Below are 25720 nucleotides of genomic sequence, written 5' to 3'. Positions count from 1 at the left end.
CGTATGAGTCAATCTCACCACAACGTACTGGTGATTATGCCGGCCTGGAACGAGGCCGCCGTCATCGCAGGGGTGCTCCAGGAGGTCACCGGCTCCGTCGGGGCGTTCGCGGACGTCCTCGTCGTGTCTGACGGCTCGACGGACGCGACCGCCCAGATCGCCAGGGGCGCCGGTGTCATGGTGCTTGACCTGCCCATTAACCTGGGCGTCGGTGGTGCTATGCGTGCCGGGTACCTGTACGCCCGTCGTATGGGCTACGAGTACACCGTGCAGCTCGACGCTGACGGCCAGCACGACCCCGCGGAGATCCAGTCACTGCTGGAGTGCGCCCGCCGGGAGTCCGCCGACGTGGTGATCGGCGCACGATTTGCCGGTAAGGGCGAGTACGCTGTCCACGGTCCCCGTCAGTGGGCCATGAAGATACTCTCCTTCATTCTCTCCCGCGTGTGCGGGACCCGCCTGACAGACACCACGTCAGGTTTTAAGCTGGCCAACCGCCGGGCGATCGAGCTCTTCTCCTACGAGTATCCCGCAGAGTACCTGGGAGACACCGTCGAGGCGCTTGTCGTCGCGGCGCGCCACGGCCTCAGGGTCCGCCAGCAGCCGGTGGCGATGAGGGCCCGGGCGGGCGGGGAGCCCTCCCACAGTCCGCTGAAGGCGGCACGTTTCCTCGTCCGGGCCTTCCTCGCGCTGGGAGTGGCCCTGACCCGCCCCAAGACGTCCGTCGACGTCACGCAGTCCTGATAGGAGGGGGACCGGAATGCAGACGACATATATTTTTGGCCTGGTGTTCGGGGCGATCGTCCTCGTCTCCATCTTCATGCGCATGCGCAATCAGGGCATGAAGGAGCGCTACGCGACGTGGTGGATCGTCATCGCGCTGTCGGTGATCACGTTTTCCGTCTACCCTCCGTCGCTCGATGCGATCGCTGACTTCCTCGGTTTCCAGGTGTCGCTGAACCTGCTGTTCTTCCTGGCCAGCATCGTCATGCTCATGCTCTCGCTGCGGTTCAGTATCGATCTCTCCCGGAGCGACGAGGAGCGCCGTCGGCTGACCGAGGAGATCGCCATCCTCAGGGCCCAGGTCGCGGAGCTGCAGGACAAGGAGTTGCAGGACAAGGAGTCTTAAGAGGGCGGGGGAGCGGGCCGTCAGGGGCGCTGACCGTCATGACATGCTATGCTCTCCTGCCGGCGAAACCCGATCTGCCTTCCCGGTCGAGCCGTGTCGTGGCAGGAGGGTGTGGGCAGGTTCATGCGAACCATGAAGACAAGGAAATGAGGCGGTCCAATGACTGAGACCAGGCCCCTGGGCATCCACACCACGCCGATCCCCGGCTTCCTGAGGATCGACCTGACCCTCCACGGGGACAACCGGGGGTGGTTCAAGGAGAACTGGCAGCGGGAGAAGATGGTGGCCCTGGGCCTGCCGGACTTCGGCCCGGTACAGAACAACATCTCCTTCAACGACGAGGTGGGGGTGACCCGGGGTATCCACGCCGAGCCCTGGGACAAGTTCGTCTCGGTGGCCACCGGCCGGGTCTTCGGGGCCTGGGTGGACCTGCGCGAGGGCCCCAGCTTCGGCACCGTCTACACCTGTGAGATCGACCCCTCGGTGGCGGTCTACGTTCCCAAGGGCGTGGGCAACGCCTACCAGACCCTGGAGCCGGGCACGGCCTACACCTACCTGGTCAACGCCCACTGGTCGCCGCAGGCCCGGTACACCTTCCTCAACCTGGCCGACGAGACGGTGTCCGTGCCCTGGCCCATCCCCCTGGAGCAGGCGATCCTCTCCGACAAGGACAGGGCCCACCCGCGCATGGAGGACGTCACCCCCTTCCCGGCCGCCCCCGCCGAGGGCCTCGCAGGCAGGCGCGTCCTGGTCACCGGGGTCAACGGACAGCTGGGACGCGAGCTCATGGCCCAGCTGCCGGCGGCGGGCTACCACCCCACCGGCGTGGACCTGCCCGAGTTCGATATCGCCGACGCCGCCGCCGTGGACGCGCTGGACTGGGGCCGCTACGACGTCGTCGTCAACGCGGCCGCCTGGACCGACGTCGACGGGGCCGAGACCCCCCGGGGACGCCGGAGCGCCTGGAGGGCCAACGCCACCGGGCCGGCCAACCTGGCCCGCGCGGCGGCCGTCCACGACCTCACCCTGGTGCACGTCTCCAGTGAGTACACCTTCGACGGAAGCGCCGAGATCCACACCGAGGACGAGCCCCCCAGCCCCCTGGGCGTGTACGGCCAGTCCAAGGCCGGGGGCGACGCCGCCGTCCAGGCGGCCCCCCACCACTACCTGGTGCGCACGTCCTGGGTGGTGGGAGAGGGCAGGAACTTCGTGCGGACCATGGCCTCCCTGGCCAGGCGCGGTGCCGCGCCCAGGGTCGTGGCCGACCAGACCGGTCGCCTGACTTTCACCACGGACCTGGCGGCGGGCATTATCCACCTGCTGGCCACCGGCGCACCCTACGGCACCTACAACCTCTCCGGCCAGGGGCCCGTGGTCTCCTGGTGCGACGTCGCCAGGCGCGTCTACGAGCTCACCGGCCACGCCCCGGACCTGGTCACCCCGGTCACCACCGAGGAGTACTACGCCGGGCAGGAGGGCGTCGCCCCTCGCCCCCTGGTCTCCACCCTGGACCTGGGCAGGATCGAGGCCACCGGTTTCACCCCCGGCAACTCCATGGAGCGCCTGGAGGCCTACGTCGCCGGGCTGTAGGAGGCCCTCCTGGCTGCCGGCACGACTTGGGCATAGGATACCCGCATGCACAAGACCGCCGTTGTCACCGGTGCCGGTGGATACATTGGACGTCACGTGGTCCGCTCCCTCCTGGACCGGGGGTTCTCGGTCGGGGCGGTGGACCCGCGCCTGGACGGCGTGGACGCCAGGGCCGAGAGGCTGGACGTGGACATCTTCTCCGGGGCCCCGGACGTGTACGAGCGCATGGGCCGCCCCGACGTCGTCCTGCACCTGGCGTGGCGTGACGGCTTCAAGCACGCCTCGACGGCGCACCTGGACGACCTGGCTAGGCACTACCACCTCATTGAGGACCTCTACGCGTCCGGCCTGCACCAGCTCGCCGTCATGGGCACCATGCACGAGGTCGGCTACTGGGAGGGCGCTATCGACGAGAACACCCCCTGCCGTCCCGCCTCCCTGTACGGCATCGCCAAGAACGCCCTGCGCCAGGCCACCCTCCTGTCCGCCGCCGCGCACGGCGGCGTCGCCCAGTGGATCCGGGCCTACTACATCGTGGGGGACGACGCGTTCGGCAGCTCGATCTTCTCCAAGCTCCTGTCCGCCGCCGCCGAGGGCCGCAGGACCTTCCCCTTCACCTCGGGGAAGAACCGGTACGACTTCATCTCCGTGCAGGACCTCGCCGACCAGATAGCCGCGGTGGTGTGCCAGGAGGACGTCGACGGCATTATCAACGCCTGCTCGGGCCGGCCCGTGACGCTGGCGGAGCGGGTGGAGCAGTACATTAAGGACAACGACCTGGACATCACGCTGGAGTACGGCGCCTTCCCGGACCGCCCCTATGACTCGCCCGGCGTCTGGGGCGACGTGTCAAAGATCACCAGGATCCTTGACTCCGTAGGCTGATCCCCGTACCACCCGCATGCCGCGGCGGCGTCCTGCCGGACGCGCACCGGGGACGGGTCCTGCTGGTCCCGCCGTTGTGGCACAATCATCCCCGGTCCGCCACAGTGGCGTGACCGGTCCCGTGCGACGGATAGGAGTTCTGGTATGGCTTCCGACGAGGCGCTGACAGACCCGGAGCTGCTGCACCGTATACAGGCCCTGCTCCTCAAGATGCTGGCGGACTTTGACGACACCTGCCGCCGCCTCGACATCCCCTACGTCGTCTACGGCGGCACCGCGATCGGTGCCGTGCGCCACCACGGATTCATCCCGTGGGACGACGACGTGGACGTCCTCATGACACGGGCGGACTACGAGCGGTTCCTTAAGGAGGCGCCTGATGCGCTGCCGGAGGGGTACCAGATCGACAACACGCGCACACGTCCGGACTTCCCCTTCATGTTCACCAAGCTCGGGCTCAAGGGAACGCTCCTGGTACCGGAGTTCGGCAGGGACTCCAAGTACCGGATGCCGATCTCGCTCGACGTCCTGCCCGTGGACAACGTCCCCGACGACTCCCGCGCGGCCCGCTCCATGAGCCGCAGCACCTGGCTGTGGGGCAGGCTCCTCTACGTCCAGGGCACGCCCACCCCCTACCTGATCGGCATTAAGGGCCTGAGGCGGGTCGCCATCCACACCGCCACCTCCGCCGCCCACTGGGCCATGAGGCTGCTGCGGGTCACCCCCCGGACCCTGCAGGCGCGGTGGGACCGGGCCGCCCGACGCTACGAGGACACCCCCACCCGGAGGATGGCGGACTTCTCCATGCGGGACCCGTGGAACTGGGCGGTGACCACGGACGACCTCTACCCGGCCCTGGAGGTTCCCTTCGAGGACATTACGGTCAAGCTGGCACGCAACTACGACAAGCTGCTGCGCCGCTCCTACGGGGACTACATGCAGCTGCCTCCGGAGGAGCAGCGGCGTAACCACAAGCCGTGCGTCATCGACTTCGGCCCCTACGAGACCACCGGCTCCTGAGGAGGGGCCACGTGCATGCCTGGCACGAGTGAACGCTCCCAGCTCGGGCGCGACTACCTGTGGAACACGGCGGCGTCCCTCATGACGTCCCTGGCGACCGTGGTCATGCTCCTGGTGGTCACCCGTACGGCGGGGATCCGGGCGGCCGGCGTCTACTCCCTGGCCATTGCCGTGGGCCAGCAGTTCCAGACCCTGGGCATGTACGAGGTCAGGACCTACCACGTCACCGACCTGCGCCACCGGTTCACCTTCGGCACCTACCTGGCCACCCGCATTGTCACCGTGGCCCTCATGCTGGCGGGTATCGTCGGCTACGCCATGGTGTCAGGGGACGGCGGCAGCGACGTCCTCCTCATTGTGCTGGTGGCCAGCCTGCGTGTGTTCGACGCCTTCGAGGACGTCTACGTGTGCGAGCTCCAGCGGGTCGGGCGCCTGGACCTGGGGGGCCGGGCCTGCTTCTGGCGCGCCCTGAGCACGACCGCGTCCTTCTCCGGCATGCTCGTGGCCACCGGCAACCTCCTGGTGTCCACCGTCGTGTCCCTGGTGGTCTCCCTGGTCGTCATGGTGGGCGTCTACCTGCCGCCGTCCCGCGGCCTGTTCCCGCTCCGGCCCACCTGGGACCCCCGGCGCGTCGGGCAGGTGCTCCTGGCCTGCCTGCCTCTGTTCCTGGCCTCCTTTATATCCATGTACCTGTCCAACGCCCCTAGGTTCGCCATCGACCGCTACCTGGACCCCACCCAGCAGGGCTACTTCGCGATCCTGTTCATGCCCGCCGTCACCATTAACCTCATGTCCCTGGTCATCTTCCGCCCCCTGCTGACGCGAATGGCGGGTTTGTGGGTCCAGGGCGACCGCCCCGGGTTCCGGGCGGTGGTCAACCGGGGGCTGCTCGCCACCGCCGGCGCCTTCGTGGTCGTCGGCCTGGTCACCTACGTCGCCGGCGTACCGATCCTGGGCCTGGTGTTCGGCAAGGACGTGTCCGCCTTCTCGGTTGAGCTCATGGTGCTCGTGGCTGGCGGGGCCATGAACGCCGCCAGCGTGGTCCTCTACTACGCCCTGACGACGGTGCGCCTGCAGAACCTCGTCTTTGCGGGGTACGTCCTGGCTGCCGGGGCCATCACCCTGCTCTGCGTGGTGCTCGTGCCCCAGGGCTCCCTGCTGGGCGCCTCGGTCGCCTACACGGCGGCCATGTCCGTGCTGGTGGCCGTGTTCGCCGTGGTCCTGTACCGCGCCGTCACCAGGAGGTAGGACGGGGCCCGCCCGGGCCCGCCCGTCGGTCATGGTGCGAAGGAACACAGGCTGGCGGCGGAGGCGGCGGAGGCGCCTGTACTAGGCTGCCGCGTGTGGAACTCTCCCGTTTGTTCGCTGCACGTGACCTGGGGTCGCGCGACAACTCCCTCAACCTGATCCGGCTCCTGCTGGCCTTTATGGTGCTGTACTCCCACGCCGAGATCCTTACCGGGGTGGGGGACGGGATCAAGTGGCAGGGGCAGCACATTGGCAGCTGGGCCGTCGTGGGGTTCTTCGCGATCTCGGGGTTCCTCATTACCGGGTCCAGGGAGCGCTCCGACGCCGGACGCTACCTGCTCAACCGGGTCACCCGGATCTTCCCCGGGTTCCTGCTCGCCCTGGTCTTCGTGGCCTTCTTCCTGGCCCCCATCGCCCAGGTCATTGAGACAGGGAGCCTGCGCGGCTACTTCAGCACCCCCGTCACCCCCGGTTACTACGTGTACGGCAACATTCTGCTGAGGATCATGACCTACGAGATCGGCACGACGCTGGCCGACATCCCCTACCCCAAGGCGTGGAACGGCTCGCTGTGGAGCCTGTACTACGAGTTCTGGTGCTATATCATTATCGGTGTCTTCCTGTCCTGGAAACTAACCCGGGAGAAGGTCTGGCCCACGGTCCTGCTGTTCCTCCTCAGCGTGGGGGTGCACTCCGGGATCGGCTATATCGGCGGTTTTGTGGACGAGAGCTACGACTTCAGCATGCTGTCGTTCATGTTCCCCTACTTCATGGGCGGGGCGGTGGTGTACAAGCTGCGCGACCGTCTTCCCATGCGGCCACTGATAGCGTTTGTCTGTGCCGTAGTGGCGGTGGCCCTGATCAGGTACTCCAACGACTACGGGCCGCAGCTGGCCTCCCCTCTGATCGCCTACGTGGTGCTGTGGCTGGGGGCTGTCGTGCCCTCTCCGGCGGTGACCAGGGTCCACGACATCTCCTACGGGGTGTACATCTTCCACTTCCCTGTCATCCAGTTCCTGGTCCTGCTGGGCCTGCACCGCCACGGGTTCGCTCTCCTGCTCGTGGTCGCGGTGGCGGTCACCATCGTCCTGGCCACGGCCAGCTGGCTGGGGGTGGAGCGGGCCGCCATGCGGTGGTCGCGCGGACGCAGGCCCTGGGGGGACCTGCGCCAGGCGGCCCGCTGACGCGCGCCGGCCTGTCCGCGGCCGACGCGCGTCAGCTGCGGCTAACGGGCCAGGGCGTGGGAGGCCAGCATCCGTGCTGAGTCCGTGTCCCTGCGGCGCAGCGCGGTAGGCAGCAGGGCCAGCGCGTGGGCGCGCGAGGTCGTGTGCCACCGGGCGGCCCGGGCCGCCCTGGACCAGCCGTTGCGTCGCACCAGGTCCGCGGCCAGCGCGAAGTAGGCGCGCTCACCGCTGAAGCGGCGTCCGTCGAACAGGGCCGTGGAGGAGGCGGACTCCTCGTGACGGCGGTAGGCGAAGCACGTGTAGGGGTCCAGCAGCAGGCAGCCGCCCGCCACGACTACGTCAATGACCAGGGCGAGGTCCTGGATAATGGGGAAGCCCGGCCGGAAGGGGGTCCGCGTGAGCACCTCACGACGGAAGGTCAGCGAGGGCCAGTAGAGCCAGTCGGCGCGCAGCAGCGAGGCCGCCAGGTCCTCGCCCGACAGCAGGCGCGGGGAGCGGGTCCGTGGCATGGTCAGGCGCTTGACGGTGTCGGCCAGGGAGCCTGAGACCGTCCCTGAGGAGTCAATGACCTGCACCCCGGGCTGGATAATGTCCGCCTGGGGGAAGTGCCTGTGGTCAGCCAGGACCCGGGCCACGTAGTCCGGTAGGAGGACGTCGTCGCACCCTAGGAGCATGACCAGGTCCGCGGAGGCCAGCTCGATGCAGCGGGCGTAGTTCCCGGTGATCCCGAGGTTCTTCTCATTGCGTACATAGGTCACCTGGGGGTGAGCGAGATCCTTGAAGTACTCCTGGACCTGCGGGTCGGGGTAGCAGTCGTCGACGACGGTCAGGTGCCAGTGCCTACTGGTCTGGCACAGGACCGCCTGGACCGTCTCGTACAGGTAGTGAGGCTCGCCCCAGAAGGGGATCATAATATCGATCATGGGTGTCCTTGTTACTTGGTGGTAGGTGTGGGTCGCCGGGTGCACGAGGCGGACGGCGCAGCGCCCGCTACCCGCGGGGCCCGGTCCCCTCAGTGCCGGGCCCGGGCGAGGATGTCCAGGAGGTACTGGCCGTAGCCGGACTTGACCAGGGGCTCGGCGCGGGAGCGCAGGCCATCGTCGTCAATGAAGCCCATACGCCAGGCGATCTCCTCGGGACAGCCGATGTTGAGCCCCTGGCGGTGCTGGATGGTGCGTACGAAGCTGGTGGCGTTGGCCAGGGAGTCGAAGGTCCCGGTGTCCAGCCAGGCGGTGCCGCGCGGCAGGACCTCCACGTTCAGGCGCCCGGCCTCCAGGTAGGTGCGGTTGACGTCGGTGATCTCGTACTCCCCGCGGGCGCTGGGCCTGAGGTTCCTGGCGATCTCCACGACGTCGTTGTCGTAGAAGTATAGGCCGGGGACGGCGTAGTCGCTCTTGGGGCAGGCGGGCTTCTCCTCGATGGAGACGGCCTTGAGGTCGGCGTCGAACTCCACGACGCCGTAGGCGCTGGGGTCGGCTACCTGGTAGGCGAAGACGACGCCGCCCTCGGGGCTGGTGTGGCGGCGCAGCTGGGTCCCCATGCCGGGGCCGTAGAAGATGTTGTCCCCCAGGACCAGGGCCGCGCTGTCGGAGCCGATGAAGTCGGCGCCCAGGACGAAGGCCTGGGCCAGGCCGTCGGGGGCCTCCTGGACGGTGTAGGACAGGCTGACCCCCAGCTGGGAGCCGTCGCCGAGCAGCCGGTGGAAGCTGGGGGCGTCGTGCGGTGTGGTGATGATCAGCACGTTCTGGATGCCCGCGAGCATGAGGGTACTCAACGGGTAGTAGATCATCGGCTTGTCGTAGACGGGTACGAGCTGCTTGGAGGTGCCCAGGGTGATCGGGTTGAGTCGCGTGCCGGAGCCGCCGGCCAGGATAATGCCTCGCATGGTGCCAGTCTGTCCTAAAAGATGCCACCTGTCACGGTAGCCGGGTGTGCTCGGCGACGTCGTCGGGAAGCCGCACCGGAGTATATTATATGTGGTGCAACGCATAGCCGGTCCGGTGCGCGCGGCGTCTCCGTTTCGGCAGGGCGCCGGGTATGCCCTATGATCTCGGCGTGTGCGGCGGGCCCTCATCCAGGCCGCGTCGGGACTCTGAGCGAAGGGGTAACGGATGCGGGTACGTGTTGACGTCGTCCTGGCGAGGGCTCTGACCCTGTGGGTGCTCTGCCTGATGTGGCTGTCCCTGCTTCTCCCGCTCCTGGTGACCTCCTCGGGGACCGTGCTCATAGGGGCCGGAGCGGTCTCCCTGGGAATCTCGGCCTACTATCTGGTGAGGGCCCTGCGCGGGAGCCGTGGCGGCGCAAGGTGGTGGAGGCGCCTGGCGGCGGTCGCGACGGTGAGTTGCTCTGCCGTCGTGGGCACCGCCGACATTATCGCCAATGTGGTGCGCTACCACGGTATGTCCCCCCACTTTACCCGTGAGGACATGGTGTTCAACTCGATCCTCTCCCTGCGTATCCACCAGGCGGGCGGTATCGACGACATCAACAACCCGGCGTTCCTCGCCAACCTCGTGACCTCGCTGTTCTACGGGCCCGGTAAGGGATACCCGCCGCTGCGCGTCATGATGACCGGTAACGCCGTGAGTGTCGCCCTGATATGCGCCCTGGCCAGCCTGGTGGGGGCCGCGTACACGTGGTCACGTACCCAGCGGGCGCGTCCTCTGGGGCGTCTGGTCGCGGTCGTGGCCGTGGGGTGGATCCCCTTCACCGGCGTCGTCCTGGGGTCCGAGGTCATTGTCGGCCACATTAACGTGGTCATGACCTACCTGGTCCTGTGGCTCGCCTGGATCCTCTATGACTCGGAGGACGAGAGGGCCGGTGTCGCTCTGGCCTGGGAGCTGTGCGCGACGACCCTCGTTCTGGCGTGCTGGCCGCCAGTGGCTATTATCCCGGGCGTCCTCTGCGTTCTCATGGGCGTCCGCTGGCGCAAGGCACTGCGGGCGCAGGGCGGCAGGCCTGAGCGCAAGGAGCTTGTCATCCTGACCGTCTCGGCACTGGGCTTCCTGGCCTTCACGGTCGGCTACCCCCTGCGGGCGCTCGCCTCGTACGGGGAGGTCCTCGGGGCGAACGGGGGGAACATCGGGGACCCGCCCTTTATCCTCCTGGCGATCCTGGTCGATATGCTCTGCGGCCTGTGGCTCGTCCTGGCCCGGCCTCAGAGCCGTGAGCGGAGCCTGGCCATAGTCCTCGTCTTCAGCGGGGCGTTCCTCGGGGTGGTGTACCTCCTCAACCAGCGCACCGAGGACACGATCGGGATGGGCTACTACGTCAACAAGTACCTCCTCCTCGTGAACGTGTTCACCGCCAGCATACTGGCGGTTGAGCTGGCTAGCGAGATGGCGTCCCAGGACAGGAGCTCCGGGCCTCGCTCGTTGTTGCGGCACGCGACGATCGTGCCTGCCCTCGCGCTGGTGCTCTGCGCCGTCGGCCTGCCTCTGCAGAACTACGGAATGCGTTCCTGGGTCGCTCCCATCCACACCCCGGTCAACTGGGCGGTATTCGCCCCGGTGGAGGTCATGAACCACGAGGACGACGTGTTTGCCCGGGTGTTCGACAAGGAGCAGGGAGGGGCGGCCATGTTCTACAAGGCCTCGACCGAGCTGCTGGTCGATATGGACCGCAACAGGTTCATGATCCAGTTCAGCGCCCCCACGGACAAGGAGGTGCGCATCTACGCCTACACCTCGGCCAGGGACTACTACGGGCGGGTGTGCGGCGTGTTCGAGGCCTGGGGGAAGGACGCGACCGTCTACACCAGCAAGAGCCGGCGGACTGACGCGCGTCTGTGGGTCGAGGGCTGCCGGGCCCCGGGCCAGAAGGTGGAGATTATCGCCGTTGACGACTGAGCCGGGCTTTCTGCTCGGCTCGTTGCCGACGCCTCTCTTAGTAGCGGATGGCGTCGATAGGACGGATCCGCACCGCCACCAGGGCGGGGACGGCGCCTGCCAGCGCCCCCACGCCGGTGGCCGCCGCCAGGCCGATGAGCGCCGCGCTCATGGGGAACGGCGGCCGGGTGGGGACCGGGAGGCGGAGGATCGTCTCCAGGGGGGCCAGGCGCATCCCCACGATCGCGATCCCGATCCCGATCACGCCGGCCACGACCGTGGCCACCACCGACTCCAGCATAATGGAGAAGAAGATGCGTCTGCTGGTGGCCCCGAAGGCCCGCCTCACCCCGATCTCGTGGATGCGCTGGCGCACGGTCACCATGGAGATGTTCACCAGCCCCAGGACCCCCATGAGCATGACGCACACCCCCGCGATGGTGACCACCTTGGTGAAGGTGCTGGACGACGAGGTGGTGGCACCCTGGTCCACGTTGGACTCGGCCCGGGTGGACCCCGCCCCGAAGGCCGCGTTGAAGTCCTGCTTGGCCAGCTCGATGACGCGCTGGTCGGCACCGTCCTGACCGGCCCAGATCTCCAGGACGGGAGTAGCCCGCTCCACGTTCGTGGGCAGCATGCGCTCATAGGGTGTATTGAGGACCATGGCCATCAGCGGCTGCGCGCAGGGCGTCTCGTCGGGGCCGGAGGTCTGGCAGCTCTCCCTCTTCTCGGGCTTGAGGACCCCCACGATCGTGTAGGTCATGGGCGTGGGGGCGTAGGCGCGCACCTGGACCGGCCCGGTGAGCCGCTTGAGGCCCAGCTGCTCCAGGAAGCCCTGGGAGACGATAATGGAGGGGGAGAGGTCGTCGGCGTCCTCGGCGGAGAACCAGCGCCCCTGGGCCACGTCGGTGTGGTGGAGGATGCCGTACTGGAGGCTCACCACCTGGGTGTGCACGGTGCGTCCCCCGCTGGGGAAGGCGACCCGCAGGTTCTGGTCGTAGTGGGTGGCCCAGGCCTTGACCTGGTAGCGCTCGACGAAGGAGCTCTGGGCCCGTACCACGTCCGCCGCGCCCAGCCCGGGGCGGGAGCCGGCCTGTGCGCCCGTACCGCCCGCGGGACCGTCCGGGGAGGTGCCCGAGGAGGTGCCCGGCCCGGAGGGGGTTGACCCGGAGGAGGACCCCGAGGAGTCGCTGTCACCCGAGGCGTCCGTCCCCTTGCCGGTAGGGGAGACCATAATGCTGACGGTCCCGGGACGTCCCGTGTGGGACTCGTTGAGCCTGTTCACGGCTGAGACGGTCACCTGCCCCAGGGCGATGACAAAGGTCATGGCGGCCACCGCCACGGCCACGCCGACCAGGGACAGGAGCACCCGCAGCCTGCCGATACGCAGCTGGGCCCAGGCCTCGCTGACCGCACCCACCAGTCCGGTGAGGATTCTGTTGACGTTGCTCAGGCCCTTCACGGCACGACTCCAATCTTCTGGGTGTCCTGAAGATCCTGGGTGGTGGGAGGCTGTGGCCTGCTGGTGGTGGGAGGCTGTGGCCCGCCCGAGGCCGGGGCGCTGGCGTCAGGCCTGGGTACGGGCTTGGGGGCCGGAGCGGGAGTCGGGGCTGAGGGGGGCGTGACAGGCCTCTCCGCTGACCCCGGGGTCGGCGGCGTGGGCGGGGGTGAGGCCGCTGGCTCCACTGGTTCCACGGTGGGCGGGGGTGAGGTCGCTGGCGCCGGGGTGGCCGGGGGCCTGGGCCGTGCGGGGACGCGCCTGGCCAGGGGGGTCCGGCTGGTCGCGGGCACCTGGCGGGGGGCGCGGGCGGGCGCGGGGCCGCCCCTGGGTCTGGGGCCGTTGCGGGGCGCAGGGCCGTTGCCGGGACTGGGGCCGTCTCCTGGCGCCGACGTCATTGCGGGGGCGGACTGGGCCGAGGAGGCCGAGGGGCTGGAGGCAGCCGGTCGTGGTGCGGCTGGTGGTGCCGACTGGGCCGATGGGGCGGAGCGGGCCGAGGGGCTGGAGGCGGCCGAGGGGCTGGAGGCGGGCGAGGGTGCCGACCGGGGCGTAGCCAGCTGTGGCCTGACAGCCGGGGCCACCCGTGGCGGGACAGGCCCGGACCCGGCCGATGGGGCGGAGCGGGCCGAGGGGCTGGAGGCGGCCGAGGGGCCGGGCGCAGGGGCCGAGGACGGGGCTACTGCCTCGCCGAACTCCTCCAGGGTCCCCACCCGGTGCCGGGTGACTGTGACCTGGGTGAGCACGCCGTGGTCCAGGCGGTACTGGGTGGAGGCGCGTGCGGCCACAGCCAGGTCGTGGGTGATAATGATCAGGGCCGCTCCCCTCTGGGCGCACTGGGCCTCCAGGAGCTCCATGACGGCGGTACCCGTGTCCACGTCCAGCGCCCCGGTGGGCTCGTCGGCCAGGATGACCCGGGGCTGGCGGGCAATGGCCCGGGCGATGGCCACCCGCTGCTGCTCACCACCGGACAGGAGCCCGATCGGTGAGTCGACCTTGTCTCCCAGGCCGACGGCGTCGAGCAGCTCGCCTGCCCGGGCGGTACGGGTCCAGAAGGACCTGCCGGTGTCGTACAGCAGGGGGGCCGCCACGTTCTCGGTGGTGCTCAGGCCCTCAATGAGGTTGAAGGACTGGAACACGAAGCCGAAGGTGGCTCCCCGCAGACGGGCCCGGCGTCCCTCGGACAGGCGGGTGGCGTCCTGGTCCTCCAGGGTGTAGGTGCCCGACGTCGGCTGGTCGATCAGGCCCAGGATATTGAGCAGGGTGGACTTGCCGGTGCCCGAGCGCCCCACGATCGCAATGTGCTCCCCGGGCTCTACGTCCAGGTCCACCCCGGTGAGGATGTGCAGGTCAGGGGCGTGCGGCACCTGGAAGGTACGGGTCAGCCCCCGCAGCGACAGCAGGGGGCTCACAGGATCTCCTTGCCGTTGTCGTCGTAGCACACAGACATGTCCGCCTCGCAGGTGTTGGGCTTGCCGGTGCGAACCGTGTCCTTGTTGGGCACGAACAGGAGAATCTCGTCACCCTCGGACAGGCCGTCAGTGACCTGGACGTTGGTGCCGTCGGTAATACCCAGGGTGACCTCGCGCTTCTCGGCGGCGTCGGGCTTGGCGGGGTCGGTGACCACCCAGACGTTGCCCTTGAGCACGGTGCCCTCCACCGCGGTGACCGGCACCAGCAGGGCCCCCGTGGCGCTGCCAGCGTCCACGCCGATACTGACCGTCAGGCCCGGGAACACCTTCTGGTCCGCAGGCACCGGGCAGCGCACCTCCACGCTGGTGCCGTCACCGGTGGTCGTGGTGGTGGTGCCGTCCTGGCTGGTGGTGGTGGAGGTGGTGGGCTTGGTGCCGATCCTCAGGTTGTCGCAGGTGAAGGGCGCCGCCCCGCCCTCAATGGTGAGGGTGGCCTGGGTGGGGGCGTTGACGAGCTGGTACTGCTGGGAGGCGGTGATGGTGCCCGTGGCGGAGAAGGTCCCCGGGGTCACGGAGGCCACCGTCATGCCCACGGACGTCTCCTGGTCCTTGATCACGTTGAATGAGACCGTCCCGGAGACCGGGGCGTAGACCGCGGCGCGGGTGACCTTGTCCGGGACCTCGGTGGTGGTGACCCTGCCGTCCTCGTCCGTGCGGGTGACCGGCTCCTGCCTCTCGACCTTCTTAATGGTCAGCAGGGCCGCTCCCGCCTCGACGTAGCCGCCCTTGTCCACGGACAGGGACTCCACGGTGCCCGAGAGGGTGGCGAGGGCTGTCACGGCGGCGTCCTCGACGATCTTGCCCTTGACCTCGATAATGTTGGTGATATCACCCTTCTTTGCCAGCGTGGTCTGGGTGGTGACCTCGAATCCCGGGGTGATGCCTGCCGTCGTGCCCTCCTCCTGGCTGGGGAAGAAGGCGATCTTGGTCAGTGCCACGGCGATCACCAGGGTCAGGAGGATCTTGATCGTGGGCAGGACGTAGCGCTTCACTGCGTGCTCCTCAGCAGGGACGGTCGGACGCCGACGTGGGACCAGCGCGGCGGTACCCCCGAAGAGTAGGTGCCCCGCTGCCAGTCGGTCCCTCCTCCCGGAGGAGGATTCACGGAACCGGGCGCGGTGTACTCCACAAGAGGGCTGGTCCGGGGGCCGGGCGGGGGCGACGCCGGACCGGACGACGCCCACTCTACCCAGGTTCCCCCGCACCGTAGGGACCTGACCGGGGGCGGGGCCGGCCTGCCTCCCGTGTGCGAGCACATGTTCACCTGAGTCGCGCAAGGGCTCCGGGTCGGTACGTCCGCGCAGGTCAGAACGGGTGCGGCGGACGCCGTCCGTTCTCACGACGAATAAGTACCGTTCTCACGGCGAACAAGTACCGTTCTCACGAGCAATAAGTACCGTTCTCACGAGCAATAAGTACCGTTCTCGCGGTGGGAGGAGGCGGGTGGGCTGGAGGCGGACGGGGTGGGGCCGCGCTGTGGGGCCGTGCGGGGCCCTCAGGCCAGGCGGCCTGCCGGGGCACTGGGGACGGCGTCCAGGAAGGCCGGGACACCCAGGTCCTGGCGCGCGTAGGCGGTGACGACGGCGCGCGCCACGTCCTGGACCGTACCCGCGTCCACCAGCGCGATCGCGCTGCCGCCAAAGCCTCCGCCGGTCATGCGGGCCCCGTGGGCCCCCGCGTCCCGGGCTGCCTGGCAGGCCACGTCGAGCTCGGGGACGGTCACCTCGTAGTCCACGCGCAGGGACTCGTGGGAGGCGTCCATGAGGGCCCCGGCCGCGGCCAGCTTCTCACCCGCCAGGGCCCGCCCGTCCTGGAGCAGGGCCACCAGCTCACGGGTGCGGGCGATCTCGGTGACCACGTGCCGGGTGCGTCGCACCAGGACGTCGGCGTCCTCCTCGCCGCTGGCCCCCAGGCGCCCCAGGGCCTCCTCCAGGCCGTCTCGGGGGACGTCGGCCAGGAGCTCCACGCCCAGCAGCTGGGCCGCCCGCTCGCAGGCCGCCCGCCGGGCCCCGTACTGGCCGTCCACCAGGGAGTGCTCGGCCCTGGTGTCGATCACCAGCAGCGCCAGGCCCTGCGCGTCCAGGTCGAAGGGGACGTGCTCCACCGACCCGTCGCGGCAGTCCAGCTCCAGGGCGTGCCCGGCCCGGGCGCGCAGGGAGGCGGACTGGTCCATGCCCCCGGTGGGGGCGCCGGCCACCTCGTTCTCCGCCCGCACGCAGGCCTCCACCAGGCGGGCGCGTCCGACGTCCGTGGGCGCCTGCGCCGGACCTGCCAGGGCCAGGCCCGCCACCTCGTCCAGGGCCACCGCCGTGGCGCACTCCAGTGCCGCGGAGGAGGACAGTCCCGCGCCCAGCGGCACGCAGGAGACCAGGGCGGCGTCGAAGCCCGGCAGCGGGCCCAGGCCGTCGCGCTCCAGCGCCCAGGCGACCCCGGCGACGTAGGCCGCCCAGTGAGGGATCTCCCCGGGTGTGCCCTTGGGGCCGATACGGTCCAGGTCCAGGACCTCCACCGCCCGGGCCTGGGAGGAGACCAGGCGCACAGTGCGGTCCTCGCGGGCGCGCAGGGCCAGGTGGGCGCGGTGCGGCAGGGCGATCGGCAGGGCCAGGCCGCCGTTGTAGTCGGTGTGCTCGCCGATAATGTTGACCCGCCCGGGGGCGTACCAGACGCCGTCGGGCTCACCTCCCAGGGCCGTGCGGAACAGGTCGGTGGCCGCCTCCCGCCCCTGCTCGGCGCTGAGCGCGGGGGAGAAGACGGGGGAGCTGGTGGTGGTCATGAGGTCCTCCGGGTGGTGTGGTTGTCAGGTGCGGGCAGCGGGTCGGCGACAATGAGGGTGGTGCCTGACTCGTCCAGGGCCGCCGTCGTCCTGGCGTCCGGCCGGGAGTCGGTCACCAGGACGCCGATGTCCCTGGTCGGGCAGAAGGAGCGCAGCCCCAGGATCCCCCACTTGCTGGCGTCCAGGACGGCCACGGCGGTGCGCCCTGAGGCCAGGAGGGCCTGGTTGACGGCCGCCTCCTGGAGGTTGGGGGTCATGAGGCCCGCCTCGGGGGTGAAGCCGTGCGCCCCGAGCACCACCCACTCCACGCGCAGGGCGCGCAGCATGTCAATGGCCGGCAGCCCGACCAGGGCGTTGGACGGCGTGCGCTCACCACCGGTGAGCAGGACGGTGGGTGCGTCGCGGGACTCGGCGCGGGCGGCGTCGGCGGCGTCAAAGAGGAGCTGGGCGGCGGGCAGGGAGTTGGTGATGACGGTCAGGGTCCCCAGGTGGGGCAGGGTGGTCAGGGCCTGGGCCACGGCCAGGGTGGTGGTGCCCGCCGACAGGGCCAGGGCGTCCCCCGGTCGCAGGAGGGCGGCGGTGGCCGCGCCAATGCGCCGCTTGGCGTCGAGGTGGAGCGTGGACTTGGCGGTGAAGCGGGGCTCCATGCTGGTGGGGCCAGCGGCGACGGCGCCCCCGTGGACGCGCTCGACCAGCCCCTGGGCCACGAGCTCGGTAATGTCCCGGCGGACCGTCATCTCCGAGATGCCCAAGGCCGCCACGACCTCGGCGACCCGCACCCCGCCGGTGGCGGACACCTGCTCCAGGATGTACTCCTGGCGCTGGCGGGCAAGCATGCCTGGTCCGGCGGTGCGCGGGTCGGGGCTGGAGGTGGTCACAGACACAGTCTGCCAGGTTCGCGCCCTAAAATCACGCAAACTCAAACATTGCCGCTCAGAAACGAACAGGGAGCAGGAGGGAAGGAGCACACACCTCGTGTTGCGCAGCGGCGTCAGCCGCGCACGGTATCGTGACCGCCGACCGTGCGGACGGCTCCGGCCCTCCCGCGCGCGGACCAGCGCCCACGGACCAGGAGGGGACCTAATGGATCTTCCCGTGCCCACTGACCGCGAGCGCGTCATCGGGCTGACCGTCCCCGTCCCCGAGCCCTGGGCGTCCCAGGTCCGCAGCGCCCGGGCCGCCGCCGGGGACCCGCTGGCGCACACCGCCCCGCACGTCACCATCCTGCCGCCCACCCTGGTCCCCGCCGACGGCCTGCCCGCCGTCACCAGCTTCCTGCGCACCACGCTCACCGGGGTGCCGGCCTTCACCGTGCACCTGGCGGGGGTGGAGAGCTTTGAGCCGGTCAGTCCCGTGGTCTACCTGGCCCTGACGCAGGGGGCGCGGGAGTGCACCGACCTCCAGGCGCGGGTCCGCTCCGCCGACGGCCCCCTGTGCGGGGAGCTCAGGTTCCCCTACCACCCGCACGTCACCCTCGCCCACCTGCCTGACCACCGGGCCCAGGACCGGGCCGCCCGGGTGGGGCGGGGGATCGAGGCGGTGTTCGTCGTCGAGCACCTCCACCTCCACGAGCTCGGGGCCGACGGCTCGTCCACCTACCTGCGCTCCCTGCCTCTGGGCGCGCTTGATAAGGGGTGAGGTGGATGGTGGTTCGGGACGGCGGCGCGGCCGCGGGGGGCGATGCAGCCGCGGGGCGGGCTCGGGCTGGTGGGCCCGGGGATGCTGAGGGTGCTGAGGGCCCTGGGGGTGCCGGAGGTCGGGCGGCTGGTGCCCGGGTAGACGCTGACCCACCGGCCGCCTCCACCGGGGGTGCCGGAGGCCGGGGGCCCGGGGCTACCTGGTCTAGCCAGGTGGCGGGCCGGGCGGCTGCCGCATACCGGCGCGTCCTGGGGCCCGCCGTGGTGCGCCTGCGCTCCACCCGCCTCGCCCGGGCCCTGACCCGCTACTCCACGGCTAACGGCTCCCTGCTGGCCGGGGGCATCGCCTACACGGGGCTGTTCTCCGCCTTCGCGGTCCTGACCCTGGGGGCCACCACGCTCATGGCCGTCCTCGCCCACCGTCCCGCCTGGCGGGACGCTGTCGTCCGAGAGGTGAACGGCGCCGTCCCCGGTCTCATTGACACCGGCGACGGGACAGGGGTGCTGAGCCTCCAGTCGCTGACCTGGGGCTCGGCGCTGACCTGGGGCTCGGCGCTGGCCGCCGTCGCCCTGCTCTACTCGGCGACGGGGCTCATGCGGGCGGTGTCGGCGGCGCTGCGGGTGGTCTTCGGCCTGGTCTACAACCCGCGTCACCCCGTGGTCACCCAGGCGTGGAGCCTCGTGGCCTTCCTGGGGGTGGCGGTGGGCGTCGCGGCCACGACGGTCGCGTCGGTGGCCACCACGAGGCTGCCCGCCTCCCTGGGGGCGAGGCTGGAGCTGCCGGCCTGGGCGACCGACTGGGGCGGCTGGCTGCTGGGGGTGGGGTCCTCCTTCCTCATTGACGCCGCGGTCCTGGCCGTGCTGGTGCTGTGCGCGGGGGTGCGTCCGCCGTGGCGCGACCTGGTTGAGGGCGCTGCGCTGGGCAGCGTGCTCTTCGGGGTGATCAGGCAGGTGGGCGTGGGGGTGGTGGCCCGCTCGGCCGACAACCCGCTGCTGGCCTCCTTCGCCACCCCGGCGATCCTCGTCCTGTGGCTCCACCTCATGGGGCGCGTGGTGCTGCTGACGGGGGCCTGGATCGCCAACCCGCCCCGGCTGCAGGCGGTGGCCAGCCCCCAGGAGGTCCACGCCCACGAGCGGCCCAACTACGTCACCCTCTCCGTGCCCGCCACGCTCAGGTGGCCCCACCAGGGCCTGACCGGATCGGTGGGGGTGGACAGGGCGGTCCTCGCGCCCCAGGGCGGGGCGACGGAGGAGGGCCAGCGGGCCCGGTAGCCTGGGGGCGTGAGCCAGACCGCCGCCTCCACCGCCTCCATCGCTGACGCCGCCGACACCGGCGCCCCCGCCTCTGCCGCGGGCCCCGCCCGCACCGCCGGGGCCCTCACCGACACCAGCCACGACGCCACCAGTCGTGACGCCACCACGGGCGCCGGTGCCGGGGCGCCCGCCGACCGCCTCGTCCACGCCATTATCCCCGCCGGGGGGCGGGGACGAGGCTGTGGCCGCTGAGCCGCCGCCAGCGCCCCAAGTTCCTCCTGGACCTCACCGGTGCGGGCCGCTCCCTCATCCAGGGCACGGTGGCACGCCTGGCACCGGTAGCCGCCTCGGTGACGGTGGTCACCGGCGTCGCTCACGTGGACGCCGTGGCCAGCCAGCTTCCCGACGTCCCCCGGGACAACCTCCTGGCCGAGCCCTCCCCGCGCGACTCCATGGCCGCCATCGGCCTGGCCGCCGCCGTCATCGCCTCCCGGCACGGGCGCGACGCCGTGGTCGGCTCCTTCGCCGCCGACCAGACCATTGCCGACGAGGCCGCCTTCACCCGGGCCGTGCACCAGGCCGCCGCCCTGGCCGGGCAGGGCTGGGTGGTGACCATCGGTATCGAGGCCACCGGCCCCTCCACCGCCTTCGGCTACATCCACGCCGGGGGCCCCACCGACGTCCCGGGCGCCCCGGACGGACGGGTGGTGCTGGGCTTCACCGAGAAGCCCGACGCCGCCACCGCCGCCCGCTACCTGGCCACCGGCGACTACCGCTGGAACGCCGGGATGTTCGTGGCCCGCGCCGGGGTCCTCCTGGACCACCTGGCCGCCCAGCGCCCCGACCTGGCCGCGGGCGTGGAAGCCATTGCCGCCGCCTGGGACACCCCGGCACGCCAGGAGGTCCTGGACGCCACCTGGCCGGGCCTGGAGCGGATCGCCATTGACCACGCCATTGCCGAGCCGGTCGCCGCCGCCGGGGGAGTGGCCACCGTGCCCGCCGCCATGGGCTGGGACGACGTGGGCGGCTTTGACGCCCTCCACGACCTCCTGGCGCCGCGCGGACAGGGACCGGCCGCCGGGGTGGCCGTGCTCGACGGCGCCGCCCAGGGCGGCCCGGTGGCCGACGTGGAGGCCGTGGACAGCCCCGGTGCCCTGGTGGCCTCGACCACGGGCCGTAAGGTGGTCCTCCTGGGGGTGCCGGGGGTCGTGGTCGTGGACACCCCTGACGCCCTGCTGGTGACCACCCCCGAGCGGGCCCAGGCCGTCAAGGGGGTCGTGGACCGGCTGCGTGACCAGGGGCGGACCGAGCTGCTCTGAGGGCGCGACGTCGGGGTGCCCGGGTGCTGGGGGCGTCCGGGGTGCTGGGGGCGCTCGTAGGCTGGCCGGGCCTTGGGGTAGCCCATTGCCTCCCCGCGCACAGAGGAACATTTTGTGCACAGGGTAACATTTTGTGCAGAAAGTAACGAATCCAGGTTACTTTCTGCGCAATCGGTTACCTTCTGCACAAAATGTTCCGCCAGATGCCAGCCCCGCAGGTGCTCGCATCGCGGTGTCCCCGGCCCAGGCCCGGCCCGGGTGCCAGCATTACCACCCTCAGGCGGCTCCCGCAGGAGCGCCCCGGCCCGGGTGCCAGCCCTAGGCCCGCAGGTGCTCGACCAGTGCCTCGACGCCACGGCAGTAGTCGCCCAGGGCGCCCGCACTGGCATTGCACACCTGGTCGCGGGCGGCGTCGGCCTCCTGCAGGGCGGCACCCTCCTCCTGCCCGGTAGAACCGCCCCTCCCGGTGTCACCGGCCGCTCCCCAGGTGCCAGGCCCGCCTCCGGCACCCGCCTCCAGCGCGGCCAGATCCGACCGGGCCTGGTCGATGTGGACCAGCGCCTCGTCGAGCAGGACCAGGGCGCCCCGGCCCCCCTGCACCAGCTGCAGGCAGGCACCCAGCTCGGAGACGGACTCACTCAGGGTGCTGGTCACGTGTCCTCCTCGTCCTCGTCGACCCACTCCTGGGTACTGATCTCGTGGGCCAGGGCGCGCGCCCTGGCCAGGTGACCTAGTGCCGCGGACTGGATGGCCAGGGCTGAGCGGCAGGCCCGGAGCGGCTGCTCCCCCCGGGCGGTCCCCTGCACCTCGGCGGTGGTCCTGGAGACGACCTCCTCGGTTGCGCTGACCGCGCAGCGGACCCGGAACTCGGCCTCGCACAGCGCGGCTATAGCGCTGCGCCTGAGCCTCTCCCTGACGGGGTTGGTGACCCAGGGCATGGCTACTGCCGGGCCGCCCTGACAAAGGTGTCTACCTCACGCCGGAGGGCGCCTAGGGCCACCACCGCCTGGCGCACGGCCCGGACCGCCTCCATGGTCTGTGCGGCGGCCTCGCCGCCGGAGCGGGAGGGGCGCGTGACCACGGCCAGCTCCTGGCCGAGCCGGGCCAGCCTGTCGGCGCTGCTGCGGGACCGGTCGCAGACGTCCCGGGTGGAGTCGCCAATGCGGTAGGCCGCGTTAATGACGTCCTGGAGTGAGTCGCTCATTGTCCTTCCCTCCTACAGGGTGGTCACGTGCTGGGAGGCGTCCCTGGCCCGGCCCAGTGCGCCCTGGGCCGTCTCCAGGGAGCGCTCGGCCCGCTCCAGGGCCGCCAGCATGCTCTGGTCGCGGCCCTGGGCGCTGCCGGTCAGCCAGGAGCGGACGGTGTCCATGTTGTCGCGGTTGCTGCGGCTGAAGCCGTCCAGCAGGGCCTGCTGCTCCTCGATCTGGCGTTGGATGGCGGTGACGGTCTTAATGACGTCCATGAGGGACACGGGCTACTCCTCTGCTCGGGTGTAGGGGATGACGACGACGGGGGCGGCCGTCTCGGCCACGTCCCAGGCCAGGGCGCGGTTGGCCCGCGGCCGCCACTCCAGGACCGGGTCGTTCATGAGGCGGCGGGTGGACTGGGTGTCCAGCCCCAGGGCCAGACGGACGTCGAAGGAGCTCTCCCCGCCGTAGCCCACCGTGTCGTTGAACGCCTCCAGCTTGCTCCAGCCCGCCAGGACGTGGGTGCCGCCCAGGGGCAGGGCGCGCAGCAGCTCCCCCAGGGACGCCGGGACCTCGCGCAGACGCTCGCAGTGCGGCACCAGGAGCAGGCCGCGGGCGGGTGGGCGCAGCAAGGCCTCGTCCACCCAGGCGCTGACCTCGTCGGCCGGGACGGTGCGGGTCTGCCAGCCGACCCGGGAGGACTCCTCCTCCAGGGCGCGGACGGCCTCCCGGTCCGGCTCGGGCAGGCCCCGGGGCAGCAGGACGGTCAGCAGGCCGGCGGGGGATGTGGCCAGGACCGCCCGTGCGGCGGCCACCAGTACCGCCACCTGGTCCCCGGGGCCGACGACGGCCAGGTTCCGCCCCAGCCCGGGCTCCAGGGCCACGGCCTCCACGGGGGTGCCCACCTCGACGCGGTGCCCCAGCAGGAGCGTGGGCACCCGGGTCCCGTGCAGGCCCGGCAGGTCGGCGTCAATGGTGACGGGCGCCTCCCCGTTGAACACCTCGGGGGCCTGGTAGCGGCCGGCCGCCAGCGTCCACCAGTGCGCGCGCAGGGGGGTGAGGACCTCCTCGTCGGCGTAGGCGATAGTCACCTTCCGGTTGGCGTCCAGGGCCCCGTAGTCGCAGTTGACAATGGCCTCCCGGGCGCGCAGGTGGGTGGCCGCGTCATTGCGCACCCCCAGGGTGGCGTGGGACTCGGTCAGGGAGTTCTTCAGGGCAATGCGTACGGGGATCTGGCTGAACAGGCCGTCCCCGGCCGAGCCCGCCAGGGCCATGTTCCCGCCGATGGTCTGGGAGGCGAGCAGAAGGTGAATGCCCGCGGCCCGGAACAGGCGCACCGAGCGCACCAGCAGGTCCGCCGCCTCGCGCGCCAGGGAGTCGTTGTCGGCGAACAGCATCTGGAACTCGTCAATGACCACCAGTATGCGGGCCATGGTGCGGGCCGGGCGGAGCGCGCGGTACTGGCGGATCGACTGGACGCCGGTCTCCTTGAAGCGGGCCATGCGCCGCCTGTAGGTCCGCAGGAGGTGACGCAGGACGTGCACCCCGTACTCACGGTCGGCGTCCAGCCCCAGGACCCGGGCGTGGGGCAGGAACTCGCCCCGCCCGTTGGGGGCCAGGGGCTTGAGGGTGACGCCCTCCTTGAAGTCCAGCAGGTAGAGCTCGAGCTCGTCGGGGCTGTAGCGCTGGCACAGGCTGTGGACGATGACCGAGACCAGGTTGGACTTGCCCTGCCCGACGGCCCCGGTGACCAGGACGTTGTGGCGCTGGTTGACCTCGTCGCCCAGGGTCACCTCGACCCGGGACAGGCCGTAGCGTCCCAGGGAGAAGGTGATGCCGTCGGCGCTGGAGGCCCTCCAGGGGCGGGTCAGGTCCTGGACGGTGCTGAAGACGATGGGCGCCATGGGGGTGGTGCCCACCTGGCGGGCGACCTGCTGGGCGACGCCGATGAGCTCCTGCGCGTCCGGGGCCGGGACCCGCCCCAGGCGCCTGCCGGAGGCGTCCAGGACGGTGGTGCCCTGGCAGGTGAGGTGGGTGCACATGCCGGTGAGGAACTCGTTGACCCCCATGGACATGGAGTGGATGAGGAACGTGACCCCCGCCCGGGGACCGGCCTTGAGCAGGACGGCGACCTCGTTCTGGATCCGCTCGGGCAGCAGGGAGAAGTCGGCGGCGAGCACCACCAGCTTGAAGCTCTCGACGGGGTAGTCCACCTGCCTGCGGAACTCCAGCAGGCAGGGGGCGCGCCCCTGGACCACGTTGTTGACGCCCTGGATGTGGGCCCTGAGGTAGGCCAGGGTGGCCAGGAGGTCGTCGCGCCCCGGCAGGACGTCCAGGATCTTCTGGCCGCCGCCGTTGACGTCCTGGAAGGGGGAGGTGACGCCGGTGAGCGAGTCGTCCAGGACGATGACCTCCAGCTGGCCGGGCGTGGTCCCGCTCAGCGCCAGGGCGATGAGCGCCTGGGCCACCGCCTGCGAGGCCCCGTCCAGGACGGAGTCCTCCACCCAGACGTTGCCCCGTCCAATGAGGTCAATACCGGCCCCGCCCAGGCTGACCTGGTCTGCTACGGGCATGGTCGTGCCACCTATTCCTGGGGTCGGTTGGGGTTAGTAGTTGCGAATCCTCTCCAGAAGCTCGTCGCTTGCCTTCTCGGCGGCGCGGGCCTTGACTTGGTCTTGTTTGTAGGGATGCTGGCGTAGATAAATCCACAAGTATCGACAGGCAATGTATACAATGATGAGCGCGGCCGCCTGAAGATAGTGCTGTAGATTGGGAAGTCCAAGAAGAAAGCAGATTGCTGCTAGCACCAGTGCTCCCGGAAGAGGGATGAAAAACAGGAATCCTATGTCGCCAATAAACGGTTCGCCGGGGCTGGGTTGGTCCCGGAGAGTCTTGGCGAGACGGAAAAGGTCAAGTATCTGAGCGCAAAAATTAATGTAACTGACCAAATCTCTCTTGTTGTCGATCGGAAGGTCGAGGGAGTTCACCTGCGACGCCAACTTATTTAGTTGTTCAATGCGTTCTGCGAGCTCCTTAATATTCCATCCTTTGTATCCATGGTCCTCGTAGTCGTGGCGGCATCCAGCCCAGCTCTTTATGCTGCTTTTTATAATCCCGTCAATACTTCTCCTGGCGTCTGGAGTAAGATTGTCGACCAAAGCCTCTAGGCAGAGATCAATGGTCACCTTATTATTGAAGCTGAAGGCTCTGACCAGGCGCAGGTAGAGCTGGCTCTTGTAAGTGTCCGAGGCGCGCCTAATGGCCTGCCGGTAACAATTGACTGCCAGGTCTGGCTCATCCACGGCCTCGAATGCGACACCGCGGACCTCCTGGACTTCTACCGCGATATCCTCATTCTCGTCGAGAATAAGGGCTTTATCGGCATAAACCTTGGCCTGCTTATTCTTTCTTCTGTCGTCGAAATTGTTCCAGAATTCCATACCATTGGAGCTCTCGGCGAGCTCAATCCAGGCGGAGACCACCCAGGGTCTGGGGTCGGAAGGGGCGGCCTCCCGGGCCTTGCGGGCGGCAATCCGGGCCGGGCCGTAGTCACCTGCGTGGTAGTATCTCCAGGCCCGACCGGTCCAGTCGACCTGGACGGGCCTGCGGCGGAGCCGGATGTCGTACTCGTCCTTGGAGTCCTCGGTGGCAAAGACCTGCCTGGCCTCGGCGATCCACGCCAGGCTGCGCCGCGCGCTCT

The 25720-nt window shown here is 70.0% G+C and carries 22 protein-coding genes and 2 pseudogenes; 11 read left to right on the top strand and 13 right to left on the bottom strand.

The features are described from left to right. The first annotated feature begins 3 nt into the window (after positions 1 to 3). The 7 genes from C3V41_RS06015 (at position 4) to C3V41_RS05985 (ending at position 7056) form a co-directional block, all read left to right on the top strand. The gene (locus C3V41_RS06015; protein WP_106109510.1) at positions 4 to 744 is read left to right on the top strand and encodes a glycosyltransferase family 2 protein; all 741 of its coding nucleotides are present in this window, start codon (positions 4 to 6) and stop codon (positions 742 to 744) included. Positions 745 to 760: 16 nt separating this feature from the next. Beyond that, positions 761 to 1129: a DUF2304 domain-containing protein gene (locus C3V41_RS06010; protein WP_106109509.1), complete on the top strand. Its 369-nt coding sequence runs from the start codon at positions 761 to 763 to the stop codon at positions 1127 to 1129. 159 nt (positions 1130 to 1288) lie between these two features. Further along, a complete protein-coding gene (locus C3V41_RS06005) occupies positions 1289 to 2719 on the top strand; it encodes a sugar nucleotide-binding protein (protein ID WP_106109508.1) in 1431 nt (476 codons plus the stop codon). Positions 2720 to 2764: 45 nt separating this feature from the next. Further along, positions 2765 to 3604: an NAD-dependent epimerase/dehydratase family protein gene (locus C3V41_RS06000; RefSeq protein WP_106109507.1), complete on the top strand. Its 840-nt coding sequence runs from the start codon at positions 2765 to 2767 to the stop codon at positions 3602 to 3604. A 144-nt stretch (positions 3605 to 3748) separates the two neighbouring features. Continuing rightward, positions 3749 to 4624, top strand: a complete 876-nt coding sequence (locus tag C3V41_RS05995) for a LicD family protein (protein WP_106109506.1) — start codon at positions 3749 to 3751, stop codon at positions 4622 to 4624. Between the two features lie 15 nt (positions 4625 to 4639). Then, entirely contained in the window at positions 4640 to 5872 is a 1233-nt protein-coding gene (locus C3V41_RS05990) for a lipopolysaccharide biosynthesis protein (protein WP_106109505.1), read from the top strand. A 95-nt stretch (positions 5873 to 5967) separates the two neighbouring features. Next, complete coding sequence (locus C3V41_RS05985) at positions 5968 to 7056, top strand: acyltransferase family protein (RefSeq protein ID WP_254423705.1); 1089 nt, start codon at positions 5968 to 5970, stop codon at positions 7054 to 7056. A gap of 41 nt (positions 7057 to 7097) precedes the next feature. On the opposite strand, the gene C3V41_RS05980 is transcribed toward C3V41_RS05985, so the two are convergent. Both C3V41_RS05980 and rfbA read right to left on the bottom strand, forming a co-directional pair. Further along, positions 7098 to 7979, bottom strand: coding sequence for a glycosyltransferase family 2 protein (locus C3V41_RS05980; protein WP_106109503.1), 882 nt, complete (start codon positions 7977 to 7979; stop codon positions 7098 to 7100). 89 nt (positions 7980 to 8068) lie between these two features. Next, positions 8069 to 8941, bottom strand: coding sequence for a glucose-1-phosphate thymidylyltransferase RfbA (gene rfbA / locus C3V41_RS05975; protein ID WP_106109502.1), 873 nt, complete (start codon positions 8939 to 8941; stop codon positions 8069 to 8071). Positions 8942 to 9167: 226 nt separating this feature from the next. On the opposite strand from rfbA, the gene C3V41_RS05970 reads away from it, so the two are divergent. Further along, a complete protein-coding gene (locus C3V41_RS05970) occupies positions 9168 to 10904 on the top strand; it encodes a hypothetical protein (protein WP_106109501.1) in 1737 nt (578 codons plus the stop codon). Between the two features lie 37 nt (positions 10905 to 10941). Here the strand turns inward: C3V41_RS05970 and C3V41_RS05965 are convergent, their stop codons facing one another. The 5 genes and pseudogenes from C3V41_RS05965 to C3V41_RS05945 all read right to left on the bottom strand — a co-directional run bounded on the left by C3V41_RS05965 (position 10942) and on the right by C3V41_RS05945 (position 17459). After that, positions 10942 to 12345: an ABC transporter permease gene (locus tag C3V41_RS05965; RefSeq protein WP_106109500.1), complete on the bottom strand. Its 1404-nt coding sequence runs from the start codon at positions 12343 to 12345 to the stop codon at positions 10942 to 10944. Between the two features lie 653 nt (positions 12346 to 12998). Further along, positions 12999 to 13790, bottom strand: a pseudogene (locus C3V41_RS13665) (ABC transporter ATP-binding protein); the annotation flags it as partial. Then, positions 13787 to 14842: an efflux RND transporter periplasmic adaptor subunit gene (locus tag C3V41_RS05955; protein ID WP_106109499.1), complete on the bottom strand. Its 1056-nt coding sequence runs from the start codon at positions 14840 to 14842 to the stop codon at positions 13787 to 13789. The gene C3V41_RS05955 and the pseudogene C3V41_RS13665, both read right to left, overlap by 4 nt. 503 nt (positions 14843 to 15345) lie before the next feature. After that, on the bottom strand, positions 15346 to 16623 hold the full coding sequence (gene galK, locus C3V41_RS05950) for a galactokinase (RefSeq protein WP_106109498.1): 1278 nt from the start codon (positions 16621 to 16623) through the stop codon (positions 15346 to 15348). Continuing rightward, positions 16620 to 17459, bottom strand: a complete 840-nt coding sequence (locus C3V41_RS05945) for a DeoR/GlpR family DNA-binding transcription regulator (RefSeq protein WP_106109497.1) — start codon at positions 17457 to 17459, stop codon at positions 16620 to 16622. Before C3V41_RS05945 ends, galK begins: the two co-directional genes overlap by 4 nt. Before the next feature lie 259 nt (positions 17460 to 17718). Here C3V41_RS05945 and C3V41_RS13095 point away from each other — a divergent pair, with 259 nt between their 5' ends. The 3 genes and pseudogenes from C3V41_RS13095 (at position 17719) to C3V41_RS05925 (ending at position 20833) form a co-directional block, all read left to right on the top strand. Then, the gene (locus C3V41_RS13095; RefSeq protein WP_217350960.1) at positions 17719 to 18261 is read left to right on the top strand and encodes a 2'-5' RNA ligase family protein; all 543 of its coding nucleotides are present in this window, start codon (positions 17719 to 17721) and stop codon (positions 18259 to 18261) included. A gap of 212 nt (positions 18262 to 18473) precedes the next feature. Further along, positions 18474 to 19532 carry a YihY/virulence factor BrkB family protein gene (locus tag C3V41_RS05935; protein WP_254423704.1) on the top strand — a complete coding sequence of 353 codons (1059 nt, stop codon included), beginning with the start codon at positions 18474 to 18476 and terminating at the stop codon, positions 19530 to 19532. A 192-nt stretch (positions 19533 to 19724) separates the two neighbouring features. Beyond that, a pseudogene (locus C3V41_RS05925) lies at positions 19725 to 20833 on the top strand (mannose-1-phosphate guanylyltransferase). A 318-nt stretch (positions 20834 to 21151) separates the two neighbouring features. Here the strand turns inward: C3V41_RS05925 and C3V41_RS13085 are convergent. The 6 genes from C3V41_RS13085 to C3V41_RS05895 are packed head-to-tail and all read right to left on the bottom strand — an operon-like array spanning position 21152 to position 25502. Next, entirely contained in the window at positions 21152 to 21487 is a 336-nt protein-coding gene (locus C3V41_RS13085; RefSeq protein ID WP_165271587.1) for a hypothetical protein, read from the bottom strand. After that, positions 21484 to 21771: a hypothetical protein gene (locus C3V41_RS05915; protein ID WP_106109493.1), complete on the bottom strand. Its 288-nt coding sequence runs from the start codon at positions 21769 to 21771 to the stop codon at positions 21484 to 21486. Before C3V41_RS05915 ends, C3V41_RS13085 begins: the two co-directional genes overlap by 4 nt. A 2-nt stretch (positions 21772 to 21773) precedes the next feature. Then, positions 21774 to 22037 (bottom strand): hypothetical protein, encoded by a 264-nt coding sequence (locus C3V41_RS05910; protein WP_106109492.1) that lies wholly within the window; start codon positions 22035 to 22037, stop codon positions 21774 to 21776. 12 nt (positions 22038 to 22049) lie between these two features. Next, positions 22050 to 22304 (bottom strand): hypothetical protein, encoded by a 255-nt coding sequence (locus C3V41_RS05905; protein ID WP_106109491.1) that lies wholly within the window; start codon positions 22302 to 22304, stop codon positions 22050 to 22052. 3 nt (positions 22305 to 22307) lie between these two features. Further along, on the bottom strand, positions 22308 to 24593 hold the full coding sequence (locus C3V41_RS05900) for an FtsK/SpoIIIE domain-containing protein (protein WP_106109490.1): 2286 nt from the start codon (positions 24591 to 24593) through the stop codon (positions 22308 to 22310). A 33-nt stretch (positions 24594 to 24626) separates the two neighbouring features. Next, the gene (locus C3V41_RS05895; RefSeq protein ID WP_106109489.1) at positions 24627 to 25502 is read right to left on the bottom strand and encodes a hypothetical protein; all 876 of its coding nucleotides are present in this window, start codon (positions 25500 to 25502) and stop codon (positions 24627 to 24629) included. Positions 25503 to 25720 lie beyond the last annotated feature (218 nt).

It is taken from the genome of Actinomyces sp. oral taxon 897, assembly GCF_002999235.1.
Lineage (GTDB): Bacteria > Actinomycetota > Actinomycetes > Actinomycetales > Actinomycetaceae > Actinomyces.
Note: the sequence above shows the minus strand (reverse complement) of the source record. Positions and strands in the feature narration are given on the sequence as shown.